The organism is Cupriavidus sp. 01L43 (genome assembly GCF_056399925.1).
In genome coordinates this window covers 38,870-51,017 of record NZ_JBFTSH010000008.1, presented here as the reverse complement: position 1 = coordinate 51,017, position 12,148 = coordinate 38,870, and the positions used below count along the sequence as shown (strand labels likewise).

The window sequence follows — 12,148 nt, the reverse complement described above, 5'->3', positions numbered from 1 at the left end:
TTCCCCGCCCGCGTTCCCGGCTGCCGCATGCGTCACAAGGGTGGTCTGTCGTGCATAAAAACTAAAGAGACATGTCTTCAGCATTGCTGCTGGTGCCGGACTTCAGCCTGATCCTGATCGGCTGGCTGCTGGTCCGCTACACGCCGTTCGACCGCGTGTTCTGGTCCGGCGTGGAACGCCTGGTTTACTTCGTCCTGTTCCCGGCGTTGCTGTTGCAATCCACCAACAGTGCCAGGTTCGATTTCTCCTCCACCTCGGCCATGCTGGGGCTGGCGCTGGCCACCACGCTCTTGGGCGTGGTCACGGGCTGCCTCGTCAAATTCGTGCTGCGGCCGGCCCCGCTCGACTTCGCCTCGGGGCTCCAGACCGCCTTCCGCTTCAATTCCTATATCGGGCTGGCCCTGGCGTCGCGGCTGGGCGGCAGCGAGGGGCTCGCGCTGATGGCGCTGGTCGTGGGCGTGACCGTGCCGCTGTGCAACGTGGTGGCGGTGTGGGCGCTGGCGCGGCATGGGGAGTCCCGGCTGCTGCGCGAGCTGGCGCGCAATCCGCTGATCCTGGCCACGGCGGGCGGGCTGATTACCAACCTGCTTGGCCTGCATCCGCCCGAAGTGGTGGCGATGACGCTCAACCGGATCGGCTCGGCCTCCACGGCGCTGGGCTTGATGACCGTGGGCGCCGGGCTCCAGATGCGCGGCGCCACGGGCGCGATCGGGCCCGTGGCGTGGTGGTGCGGCGTGAAGCTGCTGGCGATGCCGGCCTTCGCGTGGCTGGCTGGCCGCTACCTGCCGCTGACGGCGCTCCAGTACCAGATCGTGGTGCTGTTCGCCTCGCTGCCCACGGCGCCGAGCGCGTACATCCTCGCGGTGCGCATGGGCGGCAATGGGCCGATGGTGGCGGCGACGATCTCGCTGATGACCATCGCCGCCATCGTCACCACGCCGTTCTGGCTGGCGCTGGTCAGCTAGGGGGCGGGGGCGGCCGGGGAGGGGTCCTGGGCCAGTGCCCAGTCGATATGCTCGCGCACAAGCGGCGTGGCGGCGTCCTGCCGGGCCCGCAGCGCGGCGCGGATGCGCCCGGCCAGCGCCGGATCGGTACCGGCCGCCGCGCGCAGGCTGTTGCCCAGCCCCACGGCGAGGTTGCGCAGCCAGCGTTCATGGCCGATGCGGCGGATCGGGCTGCCTTCCAGCCGCTGGTTGAACTCGGCCTCGGTCCAGTCGAACAGGTCGACCATGTCGGGCGCGTCGAAGCCGTTGCGTACGTCGAAATCGGGCAGCGTGGCCCGGTGCGCGAACTTGTTCCACGGGCAGGCGAGCTGGCAGTCGTCGCAGCCATAGACGCGGTTGCCCATCGGCGCGCGGAATTCCTCGGGAATCGGCCCCTTGTGCTCGATAGTCAGGTAAGAAATGCAACGCCGGGCGTCGAGCCGGTACGGCTCCAGGATGGCGGCGGTGGGGCAGATGTCGATGCAGCGGCGGCAGTTGCCGCAGTGGGGGGCCTCGGGCGGGTCCGCAGGCAGGGGCAGGTCGACGAGGATTTCGCCGAGGAAGAACATCGAGCCGCCGTCGCGGTCCAGCAGCAGCGTGTGCTTGCCGCGCCAGCCCAGCCCGGCCTGGCTGGCCAGCGCCACCTCCATCACCGGCGCGGAATCCGTGAACACGCGATAGCCGAACGGGCCGATGGCCTGCTCGATGCGCGCCGCCAGCTGCTGGAGCCGGTTGCGCAGCACCTTGTGATAGTCGCGGCCCCGGGCGTAGAGCGAGAGCACGGCCGTGGACGGATCGTCGAGCCGCGCGAGTTCGTGGCCGCGCCAGTCGTCGGGGCCTTCGGCAGGCAAATAGGGCATGCGGGCGACGATGGCCCGCACCGTGCCCGGCACCAGTTCGGCCGGCCGGGCGCGCCGCATGCCGTGGTTGGCCATATAATCCATGTCGCCGTGGTAGCCCGCCTGCAACCACGCCAACAGGCCCGCTTCCGCGTGGCGCAGATCGACATCGGCGATGCGGATCGCATCGAAGCCAAGCGCCGCGCCCCAGCCACGCATGGACTGCGCCAGGGCGGCCAGATCCGGTGGCGCCTGTGGCGAGATTTCAGTGGGGGCGGGTGCTGCGACATCGATCATTCCTGAATTGTACGCAATGCCCCTGCTCGAAGAACGCATCCTGACGCTGCCGGACGAGGCCGCCACCGCCCGCTTCGGCGCCGCGCTGGCCGCCACGGTGCAGGCCATGCCGCCGCGCACGGTGCATGTGCAGCTCTCGGGCGACCTGGGCGCGGGCAAGACCACGCTCTCGCGCGCCGTGCTGCGCGCGCTGGGCCACGCCGGCAAGGTCCGCAGCCCCACCTACACGCTGTGCGAGCCCTACGAGGTGGCCCGGGCCGATGGCTCGCCCCTCACCGTCTACCACTTCGACCTGTACCGCTTCGCGGACCCCGAGGAGTGGATCGACGCCGGATTCCGCGACTGTTTCGCCGAGCCGGCGTTCAATCTCGTCGAATGGCCGGAAAAGGCGGGCCGCCTGCTTGGGGAACCGGACCTCCACGTGTTGCTCCAATCGGACATCCGCGCGCTGGAATTGGCCGCGGGCGCCGATCCGGAAGGCGCCGATCCCCGCATGGCCACGCTGCGGGCCTATACTCCCACTGGACTTATCCTGCTGAACGCATGCTGATCAAGCGACTCGCCACCGACCGACCCGATGGACCCGACGGACTGCTGCAGGCCCGGCGCAAGTGGATGGCGCAGGCTGCGCGGCTGGGCGCGGGCACGGTGGTGCTGACCCTCGTCGGCCCGCAGATTGCACGCGGCGCCGGCATCGTGGCCGTGCGCGTCTGGCCCGCCGAGGATTACACGCGCGTGACCATCGAGTCCGACGCGCCGCTGGCCGCGCAACACCAGATGATCCGCAGCCCGGACCGCCTGGTGGTCGATATCGACGGCCTCGACCTCTCGCCCACGCTGCGCGAACTGGTGGCCAAGATCAGCACCAACGACCCCTATATCCAGACCGTGCGCGTGGGCCAGAACCGGCCGCGCGTGGTGCGGATGGTGTTCGACCTCAAGGAAGACGTCTCGCCGCAGGTGTTCACGCTGGCCCCGATCGGCAACTATCGCAACCGGCTCGTGTTCGACCTCTACCCGGTGAATCCGCCCGATCCGCTCTGGAAGCTGGTGCGCGATACCGAGGACAAGCAGCGCCGCTTCGCCCAGACCCCGCCGCCGGCCGGCAGCGAGGGCGTGTCCGGCGCGCCGCCCGGGGCCGAGGAAGATGCGATTGGCGCGCTGGTGCGCAAGTTCGAGGATAAGGACCAGCTCCCGCCGGCCACCACGGCGCCGCCGCCGGCTGTCGCGCAGGTCAAGCCCAGGCCTTCCGCTCCTTCCGCCCCCTCGGCGCCGCCCATGCCGCCGCCGATGGCCCAGACCAATGTGCCGCCACCGAGCCAGTTCAAGATGCGCCGCCTGCTGACGGTGGCGCTGGACCCCGGTCATGGCGGCGAGGACCCCGGCGCCATCGGCGCGGCGGGTTCGCGCGAGAAGGACGTGGTGCTGCAGATCGCGCACCGGCTGCGCGCCAAGATCGACGCCCAGCCCAATATGCGCGCGATGATGACGCGCGACTCGGACTTCTTCGTGCCGCTGAACGTGCGCGTGCAGAAGGCGCGGCGCGTGCAGGCCGACCTGTTCGTGTCGATCCACGCCGATGCCTTCCTGTCGCCGGAGGCGCGCGGGGCGTCCGTGTTCGCGCTGTCGGAGCGGGGCGCGTCCAGTACTGCCGCCCGCTGGCTCGCCAACAAGGAAAACAACGCCGATCTGATCGGCGGGACCAATATGGGTAACAAGGATGCCCAGGTGGCGCGCGTGCTGCTGGACCTGTCCACCACGGCGCAGATCAACGACAGCATGCAGGTCGGCAAGGCCGTGCTGGGCGAGATCGGCGGCATCAACAAGCTGCACAAGGGCAGCGTGGAGCAGGCCGGGTTTGCCGTGCTCAAGGCGCCGGACATTCCGTCGATCCTGATCGAGACCGCCTTCATCAGTAACCCGGAAGAGGAGCGCAAGCTCAACGACGACGCGCACCAGGAGCAATTGGCCAACGCCATCCTGCGCGGCATCAAGGCGTACTTCGCGAAGAACCCGCCGCTGGCGAAGAATCCGTCGGTGTAAGCCCTTTTCGTACTGGTCAGAAACAAAAAGCGGCGCCTGAGGGCGCCGCTTTTGTCATGCGGGGAGGGAGAGGGGGGTGCGGCTCAGGCGCGAGCCGTGCCGCGCGCCTCGGGGGCGTCGTCGCGGCTGGCGTAGCGGCCGGCGATCACCGAGCAGACGATCAGTTGCAGCTGGTGGTAGACCATCAGCGGCAGCACCAGCAGGCCCAGCGCGGGATGGCCCGCGAACAGGATCTTGGCCATCGGAATGCCGTTCGCCAGGCTCTTCTTCGAGCCGCAGAACACCGCCGTGATCTCGTCTTCCACCGAGAAACCGAGGCGGCGGGCGACGAAGGTGGTGGCGCCGAGCACCACGATCAGCAGGATCGCCGCGATACCCATCACCGCGCCGATGGTCTGCCAGTGGTACTGGTGCCACAGGCCAGCGGCCGTGGCATCGCAGAACGACGAATAGACGATCAGCACGATCACGCCACGGTCGATCTTGCTGGTGATCTGCTTCTTCTTTGCCAGCCAGTTGCCGATCAGCGGACGGGCCAGCTGGCCCAGTGCGAACGGCAGCAGCAGTTGCAGCGCCACGCCAGTCAGCGCGCGGCCCAGCGGCATGTTGCCGGTGCCCGAGGCGCTGATCACCAGGCCCATCAGCAGCGGCGTGAGCGCCATGCCGATCAGGCCCGAGATGGTGGCGTTGAAGATGGCGCCCGGCACGTTGCCGCGCGCCATCGACGTCATGGCCACCGACGAGGACACCGTGGACGGCAGCACGCACAGGAAGAACACGCCGAGCAGCAGGTCTGCCGGCAGCGCGTCGCGCAGCGCGAACATCAGCACCACGCCCACCACCGGGAACACCACGTAGGTGAACGCCTGGACGAACACGTGCAGGCGCCAGTGACGCGCGCCGGCCACGAGTTTGTCGCGCGAGAGCGCTGCGCCGTGCAGGAAAAACACCAGCGCGACGCCAAGGTTGGTGACAATGCCAAGGTGCAGCGGGCCGTCACCGGTACCGACCTCGGGGGCGATCAGCGCCACCGCAATCGCGGTCAGCATGATCAGGACGAAGCCGTCGATCAGGTCGTACAGCTTTTTGAAGGGAGTCAGGATGGCAGACATTGGGGATAGTGCTTAAGGGTTTCCGCTTGGTATTGGACGCCAACGGCGTCTAGAATGCAAATTCATTTATCGTATTGATTCATCTGATCGTTGCATGAATTACACATTGCGGCAGTTGCGGGTCTTTCTGGCGGTGGCGGCGCACGGCAGTTTCAGCCGGGCGGCGGATGCCGTCGGCCTCACGCAGCCGGCGGTGAGCCGGGGCGTGGCAGAGCTTGAGGAAGCACTTGGCGTGCGGCTGCTGGATCGCACCACGCGCGAGGTGGTGCTGACCGATGCCGGCACGGCGCTGGTGCCAGCGCTGGAGCGGCTGCTCGGCCAGCTGGACGACACCCTCGAGGAAACCCGCCAACTGGGCGAGCGCTATCGGGGCCGCGTGGTGATCGCCAGCGCACCCACCATCTCCGCCCGCCTGATGCCGATGTATGTGGCGGAATGCGCACGCCAGTACCCGGAAATCCGCCTGTTCGTGCGTGACAACGTGCAGGCCGATGGCCTTGAACAGATCCGTGCCGGCGCGGTGGACTTCGGCGTGCTGATCGATCCGATGGCGCGGGAAGGGCTGACCATCGCCCCGCTGGCGACCGATCCCTTCTGCTTCGTGTGTCGCCGGGATCACCCATTGGCGGACGCCAAATCGGTCTCATGGACCGCCTTGCACGGTCAACGGCTGGTGCTGCTCGATTTCGCGTCCGGCAGCCGGCCGCTGATCGACCGGATCTTCGCGCGCCATGGCGTGGCGCCGCATGTGGTGCAGGAGCTGGGCCATTCGGCCAGCGTGTTCGGAATGGTGGAGGCGGGGATTGGGGCGTCGGTGCTGCCGTCGTTCTCACTGCCGCTGCCGGAGGCGTCGCCGCTGGTGTCGCGCCCGCTCACGCCGCGCGAGGAGCGCAGCATCGTCATGGTCCGGCGCGAGGATCGCTCGCTCTCGCCGGCGGCGGCAGCGGTCTGGCAGATGGTCCAGACGCTGCCGATTCCGGCCGAAGCGGTCCTGACTAATTAGTTAACAGCCTTATCCGATGCGCGGCGTGGCGGTCACCATGGTCGCCTCCAGCGAGAAGCTGCCGTCTGGCTGCACCCGGTAGCGCTCGCGCACCTCGGCGGGCGCCTGCTGCCAGAGATGGCGGATGGCGGCCACCGCCACCTCGGGCGTGCGCATGCGCGCCACCCAGGTATCGAAATCGAGTTCGATCCGCCAGGTCGGTGACACCGTCACATCGAATCCCGCCGCCTCGCACAGCGCCGCCCATTGCGTCGGCGAAAAGTCGCGGATGTGTGACGGATCGCGCAGCAACTCCACCGACTGGAGCCACGTATCGCAGAGCGGATCGTCGGCGCCGGCAATATCGATCATCACCAGCTTGCCCTGCGGCTTTACCACGCGGCGGATTTCGCGCAGCGCGGCGGGCACGTCGCGCCAGTGATGGGCGCTCATGCGCGAGACCACGGCGCAGAAGCTGGCATCGGCGAACGGCAGCGTATCGGCCGCGCCCTGCTGTGTGGTGATGTTCGTCAGTCCTCGCTCACGCGCGGCGCCCGCCACCACGTCGAGCATGGACGGCGACAGGTCGTACGCGACTACCGCATTGGCCTGCGTCGCCGCAGCGAAGCTGGCATGGCCGGCGCCGCAGCCCAGGTCGAGCACGCGGCTATGGCCCACCGGCTTCAGGTGGGCGAGGGCGGCTTTGAGTTGATCGAGATCCGCGCCCTGGGCGTGGACCGCGCTGGTGAGATAAGCCTGCGCGGTGGCGCCAAACTGCGCCGCGACGAGTTCCTGCTGTTGCATGGGGTGCCTCATTGTTCTATTTGGACGGGGGAAGACTTGCCTTGGGCCCAAGGGTTCACGTACTGTAGACGGCACGTTTTCCCGGTACAAGTGAGCGATTTATCCTGGTATAAGAAGCACCACTATGTCCGAGCCATCTGCCCCTTCATCGCGCGAAGCCGAACTTGGCGCCTTCCTGCGCGCCCACCGGGAGCGCCTCACGCCTGCCGATGTGGGCCTGCCGCCCGGCCGGCGGCGCCGCACGCCGGGCCTGCGCCGCGAGGAAGTGGCGCAGCTGGCCGGGCTCAGCGCGACCTGGGTGACGTGGCTGGAGCAGGGCCGGCCGGTGTCGATGTCCGCGCGTGCGCTGACCAGCCTGGCCCAGGCGCTGCGGCTCTCGCGCGCCGAGCACGGCTACCTGTTCGCGCTGGCGGGCCGTCCCGCCCCGCGCGATGACGCCGAACCGGCCGTGCCGCCCGCGCTGCTGGCCAGCGTGCATGCGATCGCCGGGCCGGCCTATCTGCTCGATCGACAATGGAATGCGCTGGCGTGGAATGCGGCGGCGGCCGACCTGTTCGTCGGCTGGCTCGATCCCGGCAGTACGGAGCGCAACCTGATGCGTGCGATGTTCCTGTCGCCGGCCTTGCAGGCACTGGTCGAGGACTGGCCGCACCGGGCGGCGCGGCTGGTGGCGGAGTTCCGCGTGCACAGCCTGCGCCATGCCGAAGACCCGCCGACGCGGGCGCTGGTGGAGGGATTGCGGGCGGAGAGCGCGGCGTTTCGCGCGGCCTGGGCCTCGCAGGATGTGGAGGAGCGCCAGGGCGGCCGGCGCGGGTTTCATCACCCGACGCGCGGCCTGCTTGCCTTCGAACAGATCACGATGGTGCCGCCGGCCGCGCCGGGCCTGATGCTCGGCATGCTGCTGCCGGCGGCCGGGTAGCGTCGGTACTTACTTCGGCTGCATCCGGATCGCGCCATCGAGGCGGATCACCTCGCCGTTCATCATCGTATTGACGACGATGGCCTGCACCAGCTTCGCATACTCGGCCGGACGGCCCAGACGCGGAGGGAACGGCACCATCCGGCCGAGCGCATCCTGCACTTCCTGCGGCATGCCCATCAGCATCGGGGTCTCGAACAGGCCGGGGGCGATGGTCATGCAGCGCACGCCGTCGCGCGCCAGGTCGCGGGCGATGGCCAGCGTCATGCCGACCACGCCGCCCTTGGACGCCGCGTAGGCCGCCTGGCCAATCTGCCCGTCGTACGCCGCCACCGAGGCGGTATTGATGACCACGCCGCGCTCGCCATCGGCGTCGGGCGTGTTGCGCACCATGGCGGCAGCGGCCAGCCGGATCATATTGAACGTGCCGATCAGGTTCACGCGCACGGTCTTCTCGAACGAAGCGAGCGGGTGGGGGCCATCCTTGCCGACGGTCTTGGCCGCCACGGCGATCCCCGCGCAGTTGACCAGCCCGGCCAGCCGGCCCAGCTTCAGCGCGGCGTCGACAGCCGCCTGGCCATCCACCTCGGACGCCACATCGCACTTCACGAACTGGCCGCCCAATTCCTCGGCCAGCGCGGTCCCGGCCGCCTCGTTCAGGTCGGCGATGACGACCTTGCCGCCGGCTTGCGCCAGCATCCGCGCGGTGCCCGCGCCCAGTCCCGATGCGCCGCCGGTAACGATGAATACGTTGTTCTGGATGTCCATCCGCCTGTCTCCTTGGTTTCCTGTGGTCAGATTGCCGTTTACGTTAACGTAAATCGACCGTCATGGGAAAGCCTGCGGATAAAAAACGAACGCGCGGACGAAAAAAAGGCGACCCGGAGGTCGCCTTTCTCAGTGCAACGGTGCGGCGCGCTTACTTCAGCGCTTCGAACACGGAGGCCGTGATCTTGTCCACATCGCCCACGCCCGCGATCTTGCGGTACTTGGGCGGCGATACCTTGGCCGACGCGTCACCGTTGGCGGCCCAGTTCGAGTAGTAGTCGACCAGCGGACGGGTCTGCTGCGAGTACACGTCCAGGCGCTTGCGCACGGTTTCTTCCTTGTCGTCGTCGCGCTGGATCAGCGCTTCGCCGGTCACGTCGTCCAGCATGTCCTGCTTGGGCGGGTTGAACTTGACGTGATAGGTGCGGCCCGAAGCCACGTGCACGCGGCGGCCGCTCATGCGCTCGATGATGGCGTCGAACGGCACGTCGATCTCCAGCACGTAGTCGATGGCCACGCCGGCTTCCTTCATCGCCTCGGCCTGCGGAATGGTGCGCGGGAAGCCATCGAACAGATAGCCCTTTTCGCAGTCGCAGTCCTTAAGACGGTCCTTGACCAGGCCGATAATGATGTCATCGGACACCAGCCCGCCCGCGTCCATCACCTTCTTGGCTTCGATACCCAGCGGCGTACCGGCCTTCACCGCGGCGCGCAGCATGTCGCCCGTGGAGATTTGCGGAATGCCGAACTTTTCGCAGATGAACTTGGCTTGCGTGCCTTTGCCGGCGCCAGGTGCGCCCAACAGGATCAAACGCATTTACGGGTCCTCAGAACAATTTGAATTCGGTCTTGCGGGGGTATCGAAGGAGGGTAACGCCGCAACTTGACGCAGGACTTACGCCGGCAAGTCGTGCCGACGTCACGTCATGGTTGGCGCCCGGGCGCACTCGGCTGCCGACGGCAGCGGGGCTCACGGTCTGGCTCGCTTTCTCTATCTCCCCACCGAGCCTTGTGCGGACGCGTAGCACGCGCCCACGGGCTCTGTATCGGCAAGCATTATGCCACGGGCAGTACGGTTCGGATTCCGTTCAGGTTGCAGCAGTATGAACTTCCGTGCAGGAATGCTGTCACGGACCTTCCTGCGCCACGCTGCTGGCCCACAGGGCGCGCACGCGTTCGAGGTCGGCCTGGGTGTCCACACCGGGGGCAGGTGCTGCCCCCGTCACCAGCACACCGATCCGCTCGCCATGCCACATGGCGCGTAGCTGCTCCAGGGCCTCGGTCTGCTCGATCGGGGCGACGGCCAGCGTCGGGAACCGGCGCAGGAAGCCCGCGCGGTAGGCATAGAGGCCGATATGGCGCAGCACCGGCATGGCCGGCAGCGGCACGGTGGCGCTGGCCGCTGGCTGCGTGGGCACGGCGGTCCAGGCGTCGCGCGCCCATGGAATCGGCGCGCGCGAGAAATACAGCGCCCGGCCGAGGTTGTCGCACACCACCTTCACCACGTTCGGATTGAACACCTCCGCCACGTCATCGAGCGGATGCGCCGCCGTGGCGATCGCGCAATCGGGATGGGCGGCCAGATACAGCGCCACCTCGTCGATCAGGTTCGGGTCGATCAGCGGTTCGTCGCCCTGCACATTGACCACGATGTCGTCGTCGGCCAGGCCCAGCAGGGTGGCCACTTCGGCGAGGCGGTCGGTGCCGGACGGATGGTCGGCGCGCGTGATCACCGCCTCCACACCGTGCGCGGCACAGGCTTCGGCCACGGCAGCGGCATCGGTGGCCACCACGGTACGGCGCGCGGACGAGGCGTGGGCGCGTTCAGCCACGCGCACGATCATCGGGTGCCCGCCAATATCGGCAAGCGGCTTGTTCGGCAGGCGCGTCGAGGCGAGCCGGGCCGGAATCACGACGGTGAAGGCGGGAATACGCATCGCGGGAAAACTCAGTTGCCGGCGGCCGGGGCGGACGGCTCCACGGGCACCACGCGGCCCGGCACGGTCTGGCGCGCTTCATCGGCCAGCATGACCGGAATGCCATCGCGGATGGGGTAGGCCAGCTTGTCCGCGTGGCAGATCAGTTCCTGCGCGGCGCGGTCGTATTCGAGCTTGGCCTTGCAGAGCGGGCAGACGAGGATTTCAAGCAGCCGGTTGTCCATCGTGGGATTCCTTGTCGAGCCCGGTCGTCGCCCCGTTTGCTGCGGGGGCGGCTTGCCCCACGGTGACGGGCGTGGCGATGGCCGGGTTGCGCGCCTGCACGGCGCGGCGGATTTTGTCGATCAGGCCCGCGTCGATCACGGGCGTGGTGGGGACGACCCAGATGCGCGGGTCGTCGAAGCGGTCGCATTTTACGGCATCCTTTTCGGTGATCAGGATGACGTCGGCATCGAGCGCCGCCGGGTGGTCCGCGAACGGGTCCTCGGCAAAGTCGTAGTGGTCCGGCAGCGGCAGCGTGGCGGGCTGGAGGCCGGCGCCGCGCAGGCTGGCGAAGAACCGTTCCGGATTGCCGATGCCTGCCGCGGCCAGCACGCGCCGCCCCGCGAAGGTGGAGAGCGGGCGCACCATGGTCGGGTCGTTCAGTTGCCACGCGTCGTCGAGTTCCAGGCGCATGCCATAGACATCGGGTTTGTCGGGCGTGGCGCGGAAGTGCGGGTCGTTGATCAGCGTGGCGTCGCGCGGACGGGTCAGCGGTTCGCGCAGCGGGCCGGCCGGCAACAGCATGCCGTTGCCGCCCATGCGGGTGTCGAACATCACGATCTCGAAGTCGCGCTGGAGCTTGTAGTGCTGCAGGCCATCGTCGAGCAGCAGCACGTTCACGCCGGGGTGGGACACCAGCATGGTCTGCGCGCACAGCGCGCGGTCCGGATAGACCCAGACCGGCACGTCGGTGGCGCGCGCGATCAGCAGCGGTTCGTCGCCCACCTGGCTGGCCTGCGAGGTGGGTTTCACGCGGCGCGGATGCTTCAGCGACACGCCATAGCCGCGCGAGACCACGCCGGGCCGCAGCCCCGCCTCGGTCAGCGCGCGCGCCAGCGCGATCACGGCCGGTGTCTTGCCGGTGCCGCCCACGGTGACATTGCCGACCACGATCACCGGCATCGGCAGTCGGGTGGATTTGAACCAGCCGTTGAGATAGCCGTGCCGGCGCACCCGGGCGATCAGGCCGAACAGCAGCGAGGCCGGCCACATCAGCCGCGCGAACCAGCCGCGGCGCTGCCACTGGGCGGTGACGAAGTCGGCTACGGCGTGTCGGGGAGCGGGCATGCGGGCGGCGGAGGCGACGATAGGGCGGACGGAAATCGGCGATGGCGCACCGGCTGGCGCGCCATCGATCGGCATGCAGACATTATGGGCATTGCGCGGCGCACGCCGCAAGCCCGGTGCGGATGGTACACCAGC

The 12,148-nt window shown here is 68.4% G+C and carries 13 protein-coding genes; 5 read left to right on the top strand and 8 right to left on the bottom strand.

Features of this window, described 5'->3' with window-relative positions; translation table 11 throughout:
• Window positions 1-71 precede the first annotated feature (71 nt).
• The gene (locus AC1DP9_RS15175; protein ID WP_477107807.1) at window positions 72-965 is read left to right on the top strand and encodes an AEC family transporter; all 894 of its coding nucleotides are present in this window, start codon (window positions 72-74) and stop codon (window positions 963-965) included.
• On the opposite strand, the gene queG is transcribed toward AC1DP9_RS15175, so the two are convergent.
• A complete protein-coding gene (gene queG, locus AC1DP9_RS15170) occupies window positions 962-2,119 on the bottom strand; it encodes a tRNA epoxyqueuosine(34) reductase QueG (RefSeq protein ID WP_255370918.1) in 1,158 nt (385 codons plus the stop codon). The genes AC1DP9_RS15175 and queG overlap by 4 nt on opposite strands.
• Window positions 2,120-2,135: 16 nt before the next feature.
• On the opposite strand from queG, the gene tsaE reads away from it, so the two are divergent.
• Both tsaE and AC1DP9_RS15160 read left to right on the top strand, forming a co-directional pair.
• Window positions 2,136-2,669, top strand: a complete 534-nt coding sequence (gene tsaE / locus AC1DP9_RS15165; RefSeq protein ID WP_092298433.1) for a tRNA (adenosine(37)-N6)-threonylcarbamoyltransferase complex ATPase subunit type 1 TsaE — start codon at window positions 2,136-2,138, stop codon at window positions 2,667-2,669.
• On the top strand, window positions 2,663-4,162 hold the full coding sequence (locus AC1DP9_RS15160; protein WP_477107806.1) for an N-acetylmuramoyl-L-alanine amidase: 1,500 nt from the start codon (window positions 2,663-2,665) through the stop codon (window positions 4,160-4,162). Before tsaE ends, AC1DP9_RS15160 begins: the two co-directional genes overlap by 7 nt.
• 83 nt (window positions 4,163-4,245) lie before the next feature.
• Here AC1DP9_RS15160 and AC1DP9_RS15155 read toward each other — a convergent pair whose 3' ends face one another.
• Entirely contained in the window at window positions 4,246-5,274 is a 1,029-nt protein-coding gene (locus AC1DP9_RS15155) for a bile acid:sodium symporter family protein (protein WP_092298052.1), read from the bottom strand.
• Window positions 5,275-5,368: 94 nt separating this feature from the next.
• On the opposite strand from AC1DP9_RS15155, the gene AC1DP9_RS15150 reads away from it, so the two are divergent.
• Entirely contained in the window at window positions 5,369-6,277 is a 909-nt protein-coding gene (locus AC1DP9_RS15150; RefSeq protein WP_441591788.1) for a LysR family transcriptional regulator, read from the top strand.
• A gap of 9 nt (window positions 6,278-6,286) precedes the next feature.
• On the opposite strand, the gene AC1DP9_RS15145 is transcribed toward AC1DP9_RS15150, so the two are convergent.
• Window positions 6,287-7,060 (bottom strand): class I SAM-dependent methyltransferase, encoded by a 774-nt coding sequence (locus AC1DP9_RS15145; RefSeq protein WP_477107805.1) that lies wholly within the window; start codon window positions 7,058-7,060, stop codon window positions 6,287-6,289.
• Window positions 7,061-7,184: 124 nt separating this feature from the next.
• On the opposite strand from AC1DP9_RS15145, the gene AC1DP9_RS15140 reads away from it, so the two are divergent.
• The gene (locus tag AC1DP9_RS15140; protein ID WP_477107804.1) at window positions 7,185-7,979 is read left to right on the top strand and encodes a helix-turn-helix transcriptional regulator; all 795 of its coding nucleotides are present in this window, start codon (window positions 7,185-7,187) and stop codon (window positions 7,977-7,979) included.
• A 9-nt stretch (window positions 7,980-7,988) separates the two neighbouring features.
• On the opposite strand, the gene AC1DP9_RS15135 is transcribed toward AC1DP9_RS15140, so the two are convergent.
• From AC1DP9_RS15135 to lpxK, 5 genes are all read right to left on the bottom strand, one after another.
• Window positions 7,989-8,747 carry a 3-hydroxyacyl-CoA dehydrogenase gene (locus AC1DP9_RS15135; RefSeq protein WP_441645016.1) on the bottom strand — a complete coding sequence of 253 codons (759 nt, stop codon included), beginning with the start codon at window positions 8,745-8,747 and terminating at the stop codon, window positions 7,989-7,991.
• A gap of 151 nt (window positions 8,748-8,898) precedes the next feature.
• Window positions 8,899-9,564: an adenylate kinase gene (gene adk, locus AC1DP9_RS15130; RefSeq protein WP_092298067.1), complete on the bottom strand. Its 666-nt coding sequence runs from the start codon at window positions 9,562-9,564 to the stop codon at window positions 8,899-8,901.
• Between the two features lie 310 nt (window positions 9,565-9,874).
• Window positions 9,875-10,684, bottom strand: coding sequence for a 3-deoxy-manno-octulosonate cytidylyltransferase (gene kdsB / locus AC1DP9_RS15125; RefSeq protein ID WP_441591794.1), 810 nt, complete (start codon window positions 10,682-10,684; stop codon window positions 9,875-9,877).
• Between the two features lie 11 nt (window positions 10,685-10,695).
• Window positions 10,696-10,908, bottom strand: coding sequence for a Trm112 family protein (locus tag AC1DP9_RS15120; RefSeq protein WP_092298073.1), 213 nt, complete (start codon window positions 10,906-10,908; stop codon window positions 10,696-10,698).
• Window positions 10,889-12,013, bottom strand: a complete 1,125-nt coding sequence (gene lpxK / locus AC1DP9_RS15115) for a tetraacyldisaccharide 4'-kinase (RefSeq protein WP_441591796.1) — start codon at window positions 12,011-12,013, stop codon at window positions 10,889-10,891. Before lpxK ends, AC1DP9_RS15120 begins: the two co-directional genes overlap by 20 nt.
• Window positions 12,014-12,148: the final 135 nt, after the last annotated feature.